Source organism: Thalassospira xianhensis MCCC 1A02616 (assembly GCF_003326475.1).
Taxonomy (GTDB): domain Bacteria; phylum Pseudomonadota; class Alphaproteobacteria; order Rhodospirillales; family Thalassospiraceae; genus Thalassospira; species Thalassospira xianhensis.
Map to the genome: position 1 here is coordinate 92,395 of NZ_JPWA01000001.1, position 14,990 is coordinate 107,384.

23 protein-coding genes are annotated in these 14,990 nt (G+C 50.5%); 16 read left to right on the forward strand and 7 right to left on the reverse strand.

Going from position 1 to position 14,990, the window contains the following annotated elements; translation table 11 throughout:
- Positions 1–40 precede the first annotated feature (40 nt).
- Positions 41–586 carry a hypothetical protein gene (locus TH5_RS00480; protein WP_147249995.1) on the forward strand — a complete coding sequence of 182 codons (546 nt, stop codon included), beginning with the start codon at positions 41–43 and terminating at the stop codon, positions 584–586.
- Positions 587–605: 19 nt separating this feature from the next.
- Here TH5_RS00480 and TH5_RS00485 read toward each other — a convergent pair whose 3' ends face one another.
- Both TH5_RS00485 and TH5_RS00490 read right to left on the reverse strand, forming a co-directional pair.
- Positions 606–929 carry a hypothetical protein gene (locus tag TH5_RS00485; RefSeq protein ID WP_114120048.1) on the reverse strand — a complete coding sequence of 108 codons (324 nt, stop codon included), beginning with the start codon at positions 927–929 and terminating at the stop codon, positions 606–608.
- 60 nt (positions 930–989) lie between these two features.
- Positions 990–1,334: a hypothetical protein gene (locus TH5_RS00490; protein WP_147249996.1), complete on the reverse strand. Its 345-nt coding sequence runs from the start codon at positions 1,332–1,334 to the stop codon at positions 990–992.
- A gap of 370 nt (positions 1,335–1,704) precedes the next feature.
- Between TH5_RS00490 and TH5_RS00495 the strand changes: the two genes are divergently transcribed.
- From TH5_RS00495 to TH5_RS00525, 6 genes are all read left to right on the forward strand, one after another.
- A complete protein-coding gene (locus TH5_RS00495) occupies positions 1,705–2,097 on the forward strand; it encodes a hypothetical protein (protein ID WP_147249997.1) in 393 nt (130 codons plus the stop codon).
- A gap of 28 nt (positions 2,098–2,125) precedes the next feature.
- Positions 2,126–2,467, forward strand: a complete 342-nt coding sequence (locus tag TH5_RS00500; protein ID WP_114120051.1) for a hypothetical protein — start codon at positions 2,126–2,128, stop codon at positions 2,465–2,467.
- Between the two features lie 295 nt (positions 2,468–2,762).
- On the forward strand, positions 2,763–3,404 hold the full coding sequence (locus tag TH5_RS00510; protein ID WP_167443415.1) for a DUF3223 domain-containing protein: 642 nt from the start codon (positions 2,763–2,765) through the stop codon (positions 3,402–3,404).
- A gap of 135 nt (positions 3,405–3,539) precedes the next feature.
- On the forward strand, positions 3,540–3,932 hold the full coding sequence (locus tag TH5_RS00515) for a hypothetical protein (protein ID WP_114120054.1): 393 nt from the start codon (positions 3,540–3,542) through the stop codon (positions 3,930–3,932).
- Between the two features lie 45 nt (positions 3,933–3,977).
- Positions 3,978–4,766, forward strand: a complete 789-nt coding sequence (locus tag TH5_RS00520; RefSeq protein WP_114120055.1) for a hypothetical protein — start codon at positions 3,978–3,980, stop codon at positions 4,764–4,766.
- Between the two features lie 77 nt (positions 4,767–4,843).
- Positions 4,844–5,248, forward strand: a complete 405-nt coding sequence (locus TH5_RS00525; protein WP_147249998.1) for a hypothetical protein — start codon at positions 4,844–4,846, stop codon at positions 5,246–5,248.
- A gap of 30 nt (positions 5,249–5,278) precedes the next feature.
- Here TH5_RS00525 and TH5_RS00530 read toward each other — a convergent pair whose 3' ends face one another.
- Complete coding sequence (locus tag TH5_RS00530; protein ID WP_114120057.1) at positions 5,279–6,544, reverse strand: hypothetical protein; 1,266 nt, start codon at positions 6,542–6,544, stop codon at positions 5,279–5,281.
- 127 nt (positions 6,545–6,671) lie between these two features.
- Here TH5_RS00530 and TH5_RS00535 point away from each other — a divergent pair, with 127 nt between their 5' ends.
- Genes TH5_RS00535 through TH5_RS00545 form a run of 3 tightly spaced genes read left to right on the forward strand, consistent with a single transcriptional unit; the run spans position 6,672 to position 8,093 of the window.
- A complete protein-coding gene (locus tag TH5_RS00535) occupies positions 6,672–6,905 on the forward strand; it encodes a DUF4926 domain-containing protein (RefSeq protein WP_114120058.1) in 234 nt (77 codons plus the stop codon).
- A gap of 29 nt (positions 6,906–6,934) precedes the next feature.
- Positions 6,935–7,504 carry a hypothetical protein gene (locus tag TH5_RS00540; protein WP_167443416.1) on the forward strand — a complete coding sequence of 190 codons (570 nt, stop codon included), beginning with the start codon at positions 6,935–6,937 and terminating at the stop codon, positions 7,502–7,504.
- A gap of 13 nt (positions 7,505–7,517) precedes the next feature.
- Complete coding sequence (locus tag TH5_RS00545) at positions 7,518–8,093, forward strand: hypothetical protein (protein ID WP_114120060.1); 576 nt, start codon at positions 7,518–7,520, stop codon at positions 8,091–8,093.
- A gap of 275 nt (positions 8,094–8,368) precedes the next feature.
- On the opposite strand, the gene TH5_RS00550 is transcribed toward TH5_RS00545, so the two are convergent.
- Genes TH5_RS00550 through TH5_RS00560 form a run of 3 tightly spaced genes read right to left on the reverse strand, consistent with a single transcriptional unit; the run spans position 8,369 to position 9,391 of the window.
- Positions 8,369–8,749: a hypothetical protein gene (locus tag TH5_RS00550; protein WP_114120061.1), complete on the reverse strand. Its 381-nt coding sequence runs from the start codon at positions 8,747–8,749 to the stop codon at positions 8,369–8,371.
- Positions 8,736–9,101, reverse strand: coding sequence for a hypothetical protein (locus TH5_RS00555; RefSeq protein ID WP_114120062.1), 366 nt, complete (start codon positions 9,099–9,101; stop codon positions 8,736–8,738). The genes TH5_RS00550 and TH5_RS00555 overlap by 14 nt, the downstream gene beginning before the upstream one ends.
- Positions 9,102–9,106: 5 nt before the next feature.
- Positions 9,107–9,391, reverse strand: coding sequence for a hypothetical protein (locus TH5_RS00560; protein WP_114120063.1), 285 nt, complete (start codon positions 9,389–9,391; stop codon positions 9,107–9,109).
- A gap of 444 nt (positions 9,392–9,835) precedes the next feature.
- Between TH5_RS00560 and TH5_RS00570 the strand changes: the two genes are divergently transcribed.
- Both TH5_RS00570 and TH5_RS00575 read left to right on the forward strand, forming a co-directional pair.
- Positions 9,836–10,084 carry a hypothetical protein gene (locus tag TH5_RS00570; RefSeq protein ID WP_114120065.1) on the forward strand — a complete coding sequence of 83 codons (249 nt, stop codon included), beginning with the start codon at positions 9,836–9,838 and terminating at the stop codon, positions 10,082–10,084.
- Positions 10,085–10,114: 30 nt separating this feature from the next.
- On the forward strand, positions 10,115–10,597 hold the full coding sequence (locus TH5_RS00575; RefSeq protein ID WP_114120066.1) for a hypothetical protein: 483 nt from the start codon (positions 10,115–10,117) through the stop codon (positions 10,595–10,597).
- A gap of 117 nt (positions 10,598–10,714) precedes the next feature.
- Here TH5_RS00575 and TH5_RS00580 read toward each other — a convergent pair whose 3' ends face one another.
- Positions 10,715–12,250 carry a site-specific integrase gene (locus TH5_RS00580; RefSeq protein ID WP_147249999.1) on the reverse strand — a complete coding sequence of 512 codons (1,536 nt, stop codon included), beginning with the start codon at positions 12,248–12,250 and terminating at the stop codon, positions 10,715–10,717.
- Positions 12,251–12,664: 414 nt separating this feature from the next.
- Between TH5_RS00580 and TH5_RS00585 the strand changes: the two genes are divergently transcribed.
- Genes TH5_RS00585 through TH5_RS00600 form a run of 4 tightly spaced genes read left to right on the forward strand, consistent with a single transcriptional unit; the run spans position 12,665 to position 14,358 of the window.
- Positions 12,665–13,090, forward strand: coding sequence for a hypothetical protein (locus tag TH5_RS00585; RefSeq protein ID WP_147250000.1), 426 nt, complete (start codon positions 12,665–12,667; stop codon positions 13,088–13,090).
- Between the two features lie 19 nt (positions 13,091–13,109).
- Positions 13,110–13,484, forward strand: a complete 375-nt coding sequence (locus TH5_RS00590) for a hypothetical protein (RefSeq protein WP_114120069.1) — start codon at positions 13,110–13,112, stop codon at positions 13,482–13,484.
- A gap of 41 nt (positions 13,485–13,525) precedes the next feature.
- Positions 13,526–13,957, forward strand: a complete 432-nt coding sequence (locus TH5_RS00595; RefSeq protein WP_114120070.1) for a hypothetical protein — start codon at positions 13,526–13,528, stop codon at positions 13,955–13,957.
- Positions 13,958–13,983: 26 nt separating this feature from the next.
- Complete coding sequence (locus TH5_RS00600; protein ID WP_147250001.1) at positions 13,984–14,358, forward strand: hypothetical protein; 375 nt, start codon at positions 13,984–13,986, stop codon at positions 14,356–14,358.
- The last annotated feature ends 632 nt before the right edge of the window (positions 14,359–14,990 follow it).

Here is a 14,990-nt window from a genome sequence, read left to right on the forward strand (position 1 = left end):
ACAGCAGAATGATCCTCCATTCCCAGTCGTGGAGGAGACCATGAATATTCCCGCATTGCCGCCCAAAATGATGCATATGAAACGCGACAAGCGTGGATTTCCTATCCCGTTTGTTCAGTTCATTGTGCCGGAAACCGGTGAGCCGGACTTTCGTGTCGTTGACCAGAGCAAGGCGGCCAAGGCTATCGCGCAACGTCTGTGTGCTATCTGCGGGAAAAAGATGGGGGCCCATGTCTTCTTCATTGGCGGACCGAAATGCGTAGAAAATGGCTACTTTATTGATGGTCCTGTTCACCTCGAATGTGGACAGTTCGCGCTCAGGACATGCCCACACCTCGCGCGCTCAAAAGGCCGTTATAGTCAGGCGTCGAAGCCTGATACAGCAGAACAGCTTATCGTAGACCTGGATGTGGTAGACCCCAACAAAGTCACGACATTTGCCTTGATGAAATCGACGAGGTATCACACCGAAACAATGGATGGATATCCTGTAATCAAGGCCAAGATGCCCTGGAAAGCCGTTCAGTGGTGGTGTGACGGCAAGCCCCTTAGAAAAGATGAGCCTGCCGTCACTGACATGGACTGAAACCAGAGCCTTCGAAAGGCTATTCAGCTCCCGCTGTCTGTTGTCGTTGCAGCTCTGCTTTGTACAGGGAGCTGGCTTCTGCCACTTTCTTTTCCGACGCGCAAAACGTCTTCATTTTCTCGTCCGGAACGCCCAGCGCTCGAAGCGTGTTTTGCCGGTCAGTCTGACCTTCATCCGCATAGCACGACCTCAACATAACCGTGATAACCGGACTGTAAGCGGCTAAATCTTCGGATTTTTGCTTGATATCATGTATTACGAAGGCTGCCAGTAATGAGGCAATCACAGGCATTGAAAAGAACAGGTAAAAGTGAACTTGTTTTGCTAAGTTCGATGTTTTCATGACGGACCACCAACTTGTGAATTGCGCACAGCGCATAGATTTCCGAGCGTCGAGGAGCCACTATCTGGCAATATCGGATTCTTTCAGGATGCGGACGGCATCCGACATCAAGCGACTTGCCTCAACTTGTGCATTAATCTTAAGTGCGCACAAATCAGTTGCCTCGGTGAAGAAACTGCTGAGGGAACAATTGCCATTCGCTGTCTCCATTAGTCTGGCGATGGCAAAATCGAAGGAAGACATGCCAAACAGCGTGACACAGGCAACCGGCACTAGCACCAGCAGTAAAGCTAAACCTCCCGCCCATCCGAGTCCAAAAAACATCGGCATCAGGTAAGGGACCGACTGAATCTTCGATACCATTCGTTTATCCCATGACAAAATCTTGTCTTTCAAAGTGGTCACAGTGTATCTCCATCATGTGTACGCTGGTGCATTCCGATATGATACAGGCACTCAAGCACAGTTGGTCGCCATTTTCTTTGAGCGCAAGGAAAACTCCGAAGCACTTGTCCGGGCAGCACACTAGACGCGCAGTCCCGCCAATCAGCCTTCAATTTAGGGATACTTCATGGTCGAATCGAAAGGAAAGGGCGGGATGTCAATCCTATTAGCGTCTGAAACGGCTAATAAGGCTAAAGGATACATTGAGCCAAGTTCAGCAGATGTCAATAATTTTGCTTGAAAACACTCCAGAAACGTGAGAACAGTTTTCCTTGAAAATTTCGTAATTCGACCACGGTTTAAGTAAAATGTGGTATCGATGGAGATGCCCATGAGTCTTGATATTCTTTGGGGAGTGCTTTGCCTCATAAGCTCTGTTCCACTGCTCATCGCGGTACCAATCGCTACAGCACAGGCGGTTGATGAGTGTGATCTCCCGGCAGCTCGAATGGGAAGCGGAGTTTTTCTCTCTATGGTTGGCGGATACTTGCTGTTCTCCGATCTGGCAGGGGCTCTCTATCGTTATCTTTTGAATGTTTTGCCTCAAGAGCCCCTGACTGAGATTACGGCTTTTGCTGTTCCTTTGGCACTGATTGCGATGAGCATGTTTGGTTGGTTTATGGCTTGGCTGCTGATAGGAGAGCAGGTACAGGAGCGCCATGCATCATCCAAGCAATCACCAGGAAGGTTGAAGGCTCGGGTAACCAAATCCCTAGAAAAATGAAACAAAATCGTATCACGGAGATGATCTCATGGTTCTCAACTTGATTTTCGGCTTTGCCTGCCTTGTGATTTCTGTGTCTTTGATTTACGCGGCTGCCGGAGAGAAATGCAGGCTCTTCCTAGATGACGACGTTCGGATGATTGGGGCTCTATTCTGTGCCTTGGGTGGGTGCTTCCTGTTTTGGGAGCAGCTCGGCCAACTATTGGCGGGATTGCGTTCAGCCCTTCCACAAGAGCCGTTGATCAATGCAGCCGCATGGATTTTGGTGCTGTCTTTAAGTCTCGCTGTTGTTCTCACCTGGTCCGCTGTGTGGTTCAAGCTGGCGAAGTGGTGGCAGAGAACGGTAGCTATGAAGGCAGCGCGGCAATGAGTTGGTACATCGACAGCGAAGGAACAATTCGAGAGGTCGGGGTTTCAGACGCCGATGGGACGACAGCGAGCACAGTTGGGTGTGTTGTCCAAGTGAGCGAGGTTCCACTTGTTGGCAAAGAGCCCACGGTGCTCGAAGAATACACGGCATACGAAACTCGTGACGCACTGTTGGTCGCAATTTCTGCGGCGGGTCCCCAGCCATGAGTTCAATCCTTATGACCAGCGATGAGTTCTGGCACCAGAACACTTTGCGCCTAGACGTCCTCAAATCTCTCAATCCAGGGCACCTAATCATGGATATCAAAAAAGTCAGCACCTCTAAAGAGGTGCACGCAATTCTGAAAATTGCCTATCCGCATCTATTCGGAGAACGTCGTGTCCCCTTGGCATTGGGTATTACGGCCGCAATCAAATCGAGACATCCCGAGCTTAAGTCGCGCCCTCTTCGATGGTTCATGCACTGGTGGACAAGTGGCATCTCCTACCACCAGGGTATTCTTGAGGATGGCGCAGTCAGAACCGATTTGGACGGCAATACAAGCGGGGAGGTTACCGACGAAAATCGTGCACATGCACGTGAACGCCTGGAATACATTAGTTCCAGGTTCTCCGAGGCCAAGGAGGAAGATCTGAAGCGAAAGTTGCGCTCGAACCTTCCAGCGCAGAACGAATTCCAAGAGCTGTCACGTGTTCTTCATCAGTCGGACCCTGAAACACCTCTGAGCCACGATGTTTCGCAAGTTCTCCTCGCAAGGCTAAGGCATCATCCCTCGGCCGCTGCTAAGATCGGCTGCGGCGTGAAGTCCTTTGTGGTTGACGAAAAGTTTCTCGGTAAGTTCAAGACATTTGCAGTCATTCGGACAGATGGCACACGAGACACATTTTCGATCCGACGGTGCTATCCCAGAACGGCTCCACATAAACAAACAAAGTGAGAGTTGCCAGGGTCTAATCGAATCTCTTGGAAAGAAGCGATTAGACCCTTTTGCTGTCTCAGCATTAAATGTTGATAAGAATAATGTCTAAGGTAGTCTTTATCGAAAGAGCGGCTCGACACACAGGAGACGAACATGCTTCACGATGGCAGAAAGATGACGCGCGTCCCTTCAATGGGATACAGGAAAGCCGATCCGAAGCGCGACTTTGACGCTCACGGCTCTCAGGTGATGGCCAATCATGTGGTCTTTGTAAAGATTGCTGACTGTGAGGTCACGGAGTTGAAGGACGGCCGCCTGTCCTACGAAGCGAAACAGGCTCCTCAATCAGTAAAATTGAGCTATGGCGGCACGAATTATGGGTACGCCGAGACAAGACACACGAACAAGTCGCGGCATACAAAAATGCTGAAAGATGCCATGGGCGAACCATTCCTGGTCAAACCGGGCGGTAGCTATCGTCAGGTCTGTAAATATCTGGCTGCGAACGGGAGTGTCTATCGGGCCAAGTGGTTCATGCCGCGATAGTTTTTTATTTGTTTTGTTTGAAACACATCAGTCAGAGGCGTCAACATGACCCGCCATACACAGATTATCGAGAAAACAACCCCATTCAATGCTAACACCATGGTGGAGACTGTTGAAGTAGGGCACGACATGCATGCATATCGGGTGACGATCTCGTGGCAAGCCGTGAACCCTGAAGGAACAACAGTCCAACCGCCTGAACCTGAGATGTTCGAAGGTTTGGCGTCCACGGTCGACCTACCGAAACTGCAAGCTGGATTTCCCCTCAAAGACCACAAATCCTTCTATCTCTCCCAGGACGTTCAAGATGGTGTTCAAAAATATGGAAACTCATTCCTTTCGGCGATTGAAGGCGACCGGGAACTGACCTTTTCCCATAAAACCTTCTCATGTCTTGAGCAGAATCCCGGCAGTGAATCAAACCTGCTCCGCCGCGGCATGACCGGCGAGAACGTAGGGCCAATGGTATTCCACTATCTTGACGGGGTGGCCATGCCGGTCCCTATCTTCATTCCGCCGGAGATGTATGTATTCAATGATCCGCATGCAATTGAAGATGCCTATTTAGCACTCTCCGCGCGAGACGATGTCAAATTCTATCGCTATCCTACCTATGATTTAATTGATAATCGGGTTGCAACGGATTTGGATGAGGCAACGGACCCCGACAAACAGCGTTTCATTTGGCCGGTCTGGCATCCGGACACCGCGCAATTTAATCGTATGCTTGATATTTGTCAGAGGCAGAAAGCTGACATTTACAGAACCATTCCAACCATTCTCTTCGAAGAAAACTATTTTGGTTTGGGGGTGCCGAGCTTTACGCTAAAGTAAGGTCAAGGCGGGTTTATCCTTCAGAAGATAGTGCCCGCCCATCAACCGATGAACAGTCCGAGAAGGCGTGACCAGACATGACATCAAAATACTCGCAAATGTCCCCGTGTCGCCCACTGGCGATTTGTTCGCCCTATGCCGTGCTCCCGGACATTGACGCTTTGGTTATGAATTCATCTGGATTGACGTTCAATGAAGCATTGGCTGATGGAGACCATGGTTACTGCCTCGCCTGGACCAAAAACGTGGGTGTAACCGTGATCCGTTATGTGAACGTTATTCACGACCGGGACCAGAACCCAACACTGTTGAGTGCACCAGTGGTGCCGCGGTTGTGCATGAATAGCGAGCCATTACGTCATGGCTACATTTTCAACGAGGACGAGCGACGCGCCATGGTGGAGTTCATGCTTGAGCATCTCCTGCACCAGCACAAGGAAATGGAACCCAATAGTAACGCGATTGCAAATCCTACGTTGTGAGAAGTTGCAATCGCGTTGGCTACTTGGGGCTTAAGCGACTTCCCCTTTTTCTGTCGCTTCCTTGAGATAGTTCTCTCTAATAGAGAGGTTATTCATGAACGATGAGAACCTTCTTATTGCCTCACGATTTTCCCTGTTCTGGGAATCAGAAAATCGTGATAGTCGAGATACGTTTTCTTTCAGAATTGAGTAGATATCTTCGTAACCTCGAACTTTTTCTTCACCTTTCCTGAACGCCATCAAGGCATCCCAATCTTTGATTAGATCGGTAGGGAATACGCCATCCGTGTACGAGAGCATGGAAATTTTCGTTGCCGCGTTCAGCAAATGAATAATCGCTTCTTCATACAGCCGTTTACGCACGGTCGAAGGGTAAGACTTTGAAAGCTCTAATCTCGTCACCATTTGACAAGGTTTTAAAGGGAGTTTCGGCCAGCCCTTTGGCGGCAGATACGAGTAGCCTCGCATATCGACCAGATCAGAACCGTCAAAAGGAGACAGAACTGACTTGGGCCGCTGGCTCGCGAGACAGCCCCTTACTGCGTCAGCGTAACTTCTGTAATGACAACGAAGCCGGTCTGACGGGAAACTGTCGGCATAGCCTTCCCTTGTATATCCAACTACAAATTCTTCGACGTAGTAGTAGACCTTGCCATTTGAACGAATGATATGGTTTTTAGTCTTTTCCTCCCACCAGGCTTTCCGCTTCATGGCATCGTTACCAAGTGGCAATATACCTTCACCCTTTCTAGCAATCTGTTCCAGCTGATAGTTAATGTCGGAAAACCAGCTTAGATGAGGCTTGGGGTCAAGGGACCCGGAAGCACCTGACCGAGTGATGTCAAGGCTTTGCTCTTCTTGAGAGAGAGCCTCAAAAAAGGCATTGATCCCTGGGCCAAAGTGGGCAAGGGCCTCGTCGAAGGAGGATGGCACAACGCAATCCACCGCTCTCTTGAGCTTACTTTGAAGTGCCCAAAGTTGCTTGTCCGAAATCTTCGTAGATCGTTGGCCAAACAAGCGCTCCACGTACAGCAGGCAGAGCCTTGCCATACCGACTATCTCCATCGGCGATGGCTCAACATATAGTCGACCATCCCACTCGATAACTTTGGATACATAATCCTTTGTTAACTCGTGAATCCCACCGATATGAGTCAGCGTCCCGACGTGAACAACATCTTCTTCGGGGACGGTAACTTCTTTCGGATCGAGCATGGAGAATTTAATTTCTCCACTCTTCTCATCACCCTCAGAATAAGGAGCACGGTAAAAGTAACCTGCAAGGTGCTGAAGCATAGTCGTTTCTTTCGGTTGCCTAGGATTACAATAAGCGTCTCATGGAAAATGAGAGAAACGCAATGCAAATTGAACCAATTTCCTTGAGCGTCTTGTCTCCGGTAAGGATTTACCATAGAATAGTTGAATGAATAGCGCCGAGGCCCTCGCGATGAAAGTACAAGTTAAGAGCCACCCTAAAGAAGGTGATGAAGTCACTCTTACAAAGTCCGTTGCGTCCCTACCTGCGGGAACAACAGGAATTATTGTGCATGACTATCAAGACGGCGAAGCTTTCGAAGTGGAGTTTTCCACCGCGAATAAGCCAGCCTTGACCGTCTTGATTGGTAGCTTTGAAGTCACTCATGCTGCCCGGCATTAAATACAGGAAAATGGTAGCAAATGAGATCCGTGGACAAGCAGTCGACAGAAGTTGAAATCGAAAAAGCAATTCCAGGCCTTCTCAAAGATCTTGTGCACGCATTCGAACAGGATGCCTTGCTGAGCTTGCAGGCTTTTGAGGGGACAGAGCCCTTTGTGAGGGCAGAGGAGCTCCTTAATCAGGGTTATGTCTCCGACGCACATACCATGCTTAGCGGTCAGATCAATAAAGTGGTGCGCGGATTTTACACGAAACACCTGGGGTCCGGAGAACTCGTCTTTCTGATGCAGAACCTTGACTTTTTCCGTTCCCAGCTTCGCGAAATCTTCAACAAGAAAGAAGGCTCGGCCTGCTGTGCGGACAAGGCTGGCTATATTATCCGGTGCATGTTCAAAGCCCTGCACACCGGTGAGCAGATTGTGCACCCGGTTAATGAACAGGACGGAAGTCGCCCATACTACGTCCCCGCCAAGGTTTTCCGCGAGCACGAGGAGATTATGGGCTTCTTTGAGGCTGTGCACTCCTTGTTCTATGGGCGGCCGGATAAATTCGCTGCTTTGTGCCAGCACTATTCAAACATCCCGAATCAAAGCTATTGAAACGAGACCGAACATGACGGAGCATCCTGTCAGCACTTCCGAAGGAAGTGTTACGTCGGAAACTGCACAGATGCTTTCATCCATTCTGGATGCGGTGTCATCCGAAAACCTGGAGATGCTCGAGGCCGTCGAACAAACCCCCTTAATCCAGCAGGCCACCGCGGCACTGAAGCACCAGGACCTTGCGACAGCCAGGCAGTTGTTGAATGACCCCCTTGAGAAAATCAAGGAAGCGTTTTATTCAAAGCACCTCAGATCCGATGAGCTGACTTTTCTCATGATGAACTACGACTTTGTCGAGGGTTTATTTGAGGAAGTCGTTACCGCTAATGAAGGCGATTACTGCTGCGCCGACAAGGCTGGATATCTGATGGAGTGCATCGTTGCGTTTTACCAGCATGGTCGCGAAATCCATCATGATTACACTGGCAGAGAGACCTACTTTTTACCCAGGAAAGTCTTCACCACACACGACGAGATCGTGGTCTTCTTCAAAGCTACATGGCATCTGTATTATGGCAGCCCAAAAGACTACCTGAAGGCAAAGCATCACTATGACGCAATGTCCGGTGGCATCGCATCTGTGTAGGCGAGTAAATACCTTCGTTTACGACCAGATAAGCGATTCTCGCGGAGCAAGCTTCGATATGCCTTGCAACGATGTCAAACTTCGCGGGCAGGGGCCAGGGAGTATTCCGCTTAACCAATCTAGCCATGCTTAACGCCATCTCCTCAGTATCCTCAATTAGGCACGCAGTCCTGAAATCGGCGAGCATCTCATCGGAAAGGCAGGGGCGGACCACTTCAAAGAATGAGATGAGAAGTTCATCCGCAATACCTGGAAGCGATTGGTCGATGCGGAAGTCACTCACTGGAGCCTCCAACCGGGCCGGACGGCAATCGTTCAAATGCACGATATGCCGTCGGTTCGAAGAAGCTTCTGGTCACCAAGAAACGTTCATGATGCGCAGTTTCCAATAGATAAACGTCCCCGAACAACATACTCTGGCTAAACGAAATATCGAAGGGTAAGTCATTGGTTTGTGCCCGCAAAACCTCGCAGTCCCCCACCGGCATCTGATTTGCGCACCAGACCAGACCATCAATATCGGTTCCCCACCACTTCTGGCTTTCTCCCCACTCTGCAACAGCACAACTCAGAAGGGTCATGAAAAACAACGCAGGCACCAGCCCTAACATGGGAAGCTGAAAGACGGGTTCTCCGCTTTGACTATTCCGCGTCATGTCTGTCCCCTTGATGTTTTCGCAAATCCCATGCGATGCGCACCTCACCATCGAAGAACGTCTTTTGGAACGGTGATTTCTCTTTCATCCAGTCAATGATGGACAAGCCAAGCAGGTGCCCCATGGTCAATATGACTATCAGCCCCCAGAAAGTGCGGAGGCTCACATCATCGCCACCTGCACTCCACTGAGTGAGTGCTTCAATGGCGCCTATTAAAATGCGCCCATCCACGCTAAAGAATGTCACCAATATCAGGTTCGACCACAGCCGCTTGTCATGTGCCAAATGGAAAAATATGACGGCAGCATGAAACAGACCGAGAAAGAGAATCTCAACGCTTAATAAGGGCACGGTGCTTAGTTCCCTTCGTCAATGACGGCGTCGAGCAAAAACCTATAGCCCCGGCAAGCATCCCATGCCGCAGCCTTTGCGTTCGAAATGGTGACATCCGCCTCAAATTGGGCCAGCAAATTGTCTTTCATTGCGGAATTGGGAGCCTGGAGAGTCACGACGGCAGCCCGAGCTTGTTCACGGAAGTAATCGCGCGAAATACCGTTCTCGTCATGCTCAGGCAGCACATCCCAGTTCACAGTACCGGAAACGGCACAAATTGCGGCCGCTACTTCTGAAAGCTTATCCATTCAGGTTCTCCTTTGTATTAAACGGACGTGGCGTCAATATCGGGCGGCTCGCTGTCTGAGATATCGAAGATCATAAGAGCTTCGTCCCATTGTCCCGGGTCCAATGTCATGGGGAACTGCTCGGGATATAACTCATGGCATCTGAGCCAATAAGCTCGAAATGCTTCGATGCGAGCGCGCTCGAACTCCAAAAAATCATCTAACGTACATGGACCGCTCGCGGTGCAACCCTCACGCATCAAAGTGCTCCGCTGTTTGTTGATGTGATATCGTTTTATTACCGCTGAAAGACTGTGTAAACAAAATAGTTCTTTGTGCATTGGATTATTCCTTGAAAGGGCAGCATAATCCATCTACTTTTCGAGGCGGATTATATGATTTTCCATGAGGGGACGCGCCTGTATCCATGTTTGGTGAGGCCCTCGCAAGTAGAGGGGCGGTGATATGAGTGCTATCGACTGGTACGAGCGGCGCGACGAGCTAGAGCAAGGACAAATCTTTCGTACGGTCGACGGCAACGTGGTTATTCTCGATCACCGAGCTGAAGGCGATGGTACCAAATGGACCGTAGGTTGCTGGGCGAGCCGCGCACTCTGCTTTGTATTTGAAGAAGATACAGTTGAGCCAGGTGACCTTGAAGCGCGATTGCCAGCCGACTTCACCGAGCAGTCTCAGTTGTCAATCAAGCCGTGAGGCAAACATTTTCCGAGAGGCCCGATATTCGTGAACGAAAGAGACGCAGACAAAAGTCAGAACCCGTTGAGCCCTGCCGTGATTATTCTGCTGGAGTGGCTGCGGGGAAACGAAGAGCAGATCGGGCTTTCGTTCGACGGCCCCAAAATGAGCTCAAAGCAACGGCGTAATTTCTTGACGGCCATTGCGGAAACCTACCGTGCAGAGCATGCCGGGCTGTGCCGGGTGCCAAGGCATCGGGACATCAGCATAAATCTGGATTTGGTGGACACCTTAACTCAAGCCACGCGCACCGTTGTCCGTGGTAACCTCGAACACAGTAATGGCGTTCTTACGGTCAACTTCGCCCTGGCGGAAAGCCTAGTCTGCCACGAGGACTACATCGAATTCATTCTGCCACAACAGCTTGCAACCGAATTTGGTAGCAACATGCAGGCACTCAGTCTCATCCGCGCTGCACTCAGCGAAGATAAATACGGGGATCACTTCAAGGCAGACGCCGGGCCATCATAAGGCAAGCCGCAAAACAGAGAATGTGTCCTGTGTTCGCGGACAGAGGACACATTCTCAAGACGAAGTTTCGACGGTGGCGAGAGACTAACAAGTCATTAGTCCCTCGCGGCTAAACGATTAGCCGACGGGATATTGAACAACATCGCCTTCCCGTCGAATACCAGCAGCTTTTTCCAGCTTGATACGGTCGTTGAACAGCCTGATGCGCTGGCGAACCTTGCTTAGCTCTTCAGGAACCGCCCCCGGAACAACCGGTATTTTCTCGGGTGCCCATGCACTCCGCTTTTTACCATAGTGCTCTGCGGCCGTCGCCGTTATCCCGTGCCCGACAATGGCAGCGATGATCGGCGGCGCAACACCAGACCCTTTCCAGTTGGCGATTGCCTGATGACGACAGCTATACAGCGAGAAATGCGTTTTCCTCGATGGCCAGAGCTTCTTGTTCAGCGAATAAAGGAGGTTTGAGCAATCAGATTTTGCGCGAGAGAACTTATCGGCTTCCAACCATTTTTGTGACCGGTCAACCATCCTTTGAACGCAATCCAGATCTTCTCGTGAAAATTCACTGAGATCTAAAGTTCTCACCACACCATTACCCCGGCCGTTTGTGGCCTTGGCGTTCATTACGTACAGCCAGGCAGCCGTTCGTCCGTCGGGCAGCGGTCGAACTTCAATGTCGGTCATCCTCCACTCAATCGGGCGCAAACCTGTAAGCACGCCAGCCCTCAACCAATCAATGAGCACAGGTGCCCATTTGGATCGACTGTAAGCTCGAAGATAGGTCAGCAGCTTCTCCATATCTTCCAGGGGGAAATTCTTTCGCTTAAGAGAAGATGTCCGTTCATCCGCATCTTGTGTCTCGGCTCTTTCGTCCAGTTGACTCTCTTTATGACGGTCTATGACATCAGCATCCAGCATCCCGATCGCACCCGGTGTCTCGTGACTTGGGAAGCCCTCAAGAAAATGATAGGCCGACTGCCGATAGACACGCCAGGTTGATGCTTTCAAGTCCGGCTTCATTGCGAGGAGCCAATTGACCCATTCAATCGGTGATATGTCTTCTGCCGAAGCATGAATATTGCGCTCCCGGCGATATCTGGAAAACAGTTCGTGCCCACGCTTCAAATACTGATCCAAAGTTGCCTGACTTGCCGTTGTGCCCTGGACTGCAAGCGGGCTCACGGATTCACGCGATGGAAGAGAGCCCCTTCCCGGATTGATACCTTTTTGGGTTGCCCTTGCCATAATGCGCTTGTGGGCGGCCTCCCTGATCTTCTGAAGAACATCCTCCCGGGGGCCTCCCGGCGTTGTACCACTGCCTTTGCCCTGCGGTGCGACGGGGAGAGGGTCTTTAAGACGCGTAAGGCGTGGCCCATCCGGATCTACAAACTCAGCATCCGATGTCGATACAGAAGAAGACGTAACGTGATTGGCCTGGCTCGTTTGTGCATCGAGCGCATCCAGGGAAGCTTTGAGTTCACTTTCTTCTGAACTTCTAGACCCAGACGCCACAGCAACTTTGCCCATGTGTCCAGCGAACGGCGTTGAAAAACGCCCACCCTTAAGGGGTAAAGCTGTTTTATGTGCAGGCTCCCCGCGACCGCTGACATTTGTTTCTGTAGAGCGTTCAGAACGCAGGTTATCTGTACTCATCTTCTAATCTCCAGGCGAGCAACTTAGACGAAAAACTCGACGGCGTTGAGACATTGACACACGACCCAATGCGCGTTCTCAGCGAGCCGACAATCTTTGATCTGTAATGCGTAAATGTGTTTCAAAGCTTAGATAAGTGTTGCTTGCTCGCTGGAGAAAGTCCACGTTTTCCTTATGAGAAGGGTGGGTATTGCTTTCAGTGAGACAAGACGGAAGAATTTGCCTACGTGCTGTAAGGAGATATGAAACATATTAAGGAAAATATGTTGACTTTAAACAAAATAAACCTAGTGTGTTACTCAAGTGCGACCGCAAAACTCAATACAGATTAAGAGGCCTCTGGACAAACGGGACACTCTTTAATTGCGATCACACATCATATTGTCGACATAGCTAGAACAGAAAGGTGTTCATATGAGTAGCTCCAAATCAAGTGCTTGCCTTATCCCGCCAGGCAAACGGGTCCGCGATGTTTTATTCATAGCCGTAGCCCTGTCTATCTTAGCGGTCATGATCGCTTGGATGGCCTTTGTGGGGACGGCTATCCTGTATTCGGCCGAAGACCCGGAAGTTTGGGGATCTGATGTGGCACAACCGTTACGTATCGAAGCACTAAAAAGCGATGACCTCTTTGTATCCTATTTTGCAGAAGAGTATCTGCGATGCAATTCAGGTACTGGCGAGCGGTCGAGGCATGGCAATTGCATGAAAGTGCTGGAGAACCTTGCACAACAGCACAATCTTCTGAATGCCTATGGCACCTTCGCAGATATCGTGTCGCCGCTTAACGCCGCATATTTTGCCAACCCTGATCGCTTCCTTCTGCCCCGCCTATCCTAGCCGAGAGTTCAATACTCAAATGAAAGCTATTTGTACTGAATTCGGTGCGGTCGTGCGCTTCTACTTAGCTATGTTAGGGTTCGCTCTCATCATCACGATGGTGGGGGTCTGTTTTGCGTTGAACTCGGGAGCCCTGCCACATAGTCCTGATGAATGGAACACACATGTGACTGCCCCACTGAAGGATTTCGCCATTCAAGCTTCGAACCCAACGCTAATGGGGAGTATGGTGGACGCCTTTCTTAAGTGTGACTTCCATGCCGGTTGTGTCCAAGAGCTAAGACAGCAGGCGACAGCCTTTGGTCGGGAAGCGGAGTTTGCAGAGATTGAAGCCCAAAGCTCGATGCTGCGTAAGGAGTACACCAAGATGCGAGACGCCAAGGGCATGTGGTGATTTCTGAGCTATTCGTGAAATCGACATAAAGGGTGGTTCCGATGAATTGGCACCAAAGAATAGCAACGTGGTTCTCGCGAGCAATGGTCTTCGGATTTCCGGTAACTTTGGGGACAGAAATTGCAACCGATATTATGGCCCGCGCTTTACCTGAAGATCCGTCATGGTCTCACAACGCTCTATGGGCGTTGGCGGTCGCGACGATATGCAAGTTTGCCTTGGAAAGACATCCGTGGCCCAATGGCCTTGCACTTTTTGCCCTCCCCATGATGCCCGCTATGTTAATATTGGCCCATAAGCATATCCTGATGTTGAGCGACCATGAAGTGGTGAGCGAAGAGTACATGCCGTGGTTGCTTGGGCTCTTCTATGTTTTAGCATTCGCAACATTGACCAGTGATACGTGGGAAAAATACTCCTCGTGGCGAAAAGCCAAAAAGCTGGTGCGGGCGAAATTATCTAAGGTGAACTAACTGTGCGCGCACAAGAAAGAGTCCTCATGACAATTGGCCTTATCGCTCTGGCAATGTTTATCCTCTTGTTTTGGGTAACATCCCCTGGGGTTAAGGACAAAGCGTGGATCGATGACATTTCACGTCCGCTCCTCGAGAGTGTCGCTGTTACTCAGGACCCGAAACTCGACGCTCTTGCTAGGAGCTTTATTGACTGTGTCAGAGAGCAAAGGCTTCGAATTCAATGTGCCAAAGCGGTCGGTAACCATGCCAAGTCTTCCGGCGAGTTCGACGTCTATCAAAAACTGGCGACCTTGATCGACAAAGAAACCAAATTGCGGGACGCGAGACTCCTTGAGCAACGCCGGAAGCGGCGCGAAGCCGCGAACCCTATGATTATGCAGTTATTGCTAACGCTGTGACAAAGAAGTCCCACAACAGACAGGTTCCTGCTCCTGCAATATCTTTACCTTGTGAAGGAAAGCTCATCTTTCGGCGGATCTGCCTTTAACCTGTGGATCGTAGCGGCCCCATCCCTAGTGAATGTTTTGCATGCAGGGCAGGGCGGCTAGCCATATGTGATCTGGAGCCTCAACCCTAATTGGGGCCCACCATACCATTCCATCGCACTCTTCTCTTTGACCGAAGAACCCTTCGCACTGATTGCGCCTAAAGCACGGTGTCCTGATTGTGATGGGGCGGGCCATCAATCAAGTAGACATCTTTTCGGTATGAGAGGTGACTCTGCATGTTTGAAAGACGCCTTTCTGTCAACAGTGTCAACATTGGACGGGATGAGCTTTTCTGTCAACAGTGTCAACATTGGACGGAATGGGTGGCTTGCGGCAGGCAGGCCGAGGAGGCGGCTCCAGGCCAGAGGGCGCCTCTTGGCGGTCGGGGCCAGCCCCAAGCCCGGGGGATTTCGAGGCAGCCCCTTGCTGGTGAGTAGCCCCTTTGGCGCTTCAGGCCGTCCGGGGAGCATGCAAGCACGCTTTAGCTGCTGGAGGGCCGCCCCTAGACCGGGAGGACTTCGTCCCCCCGTTACTCCAAAAAC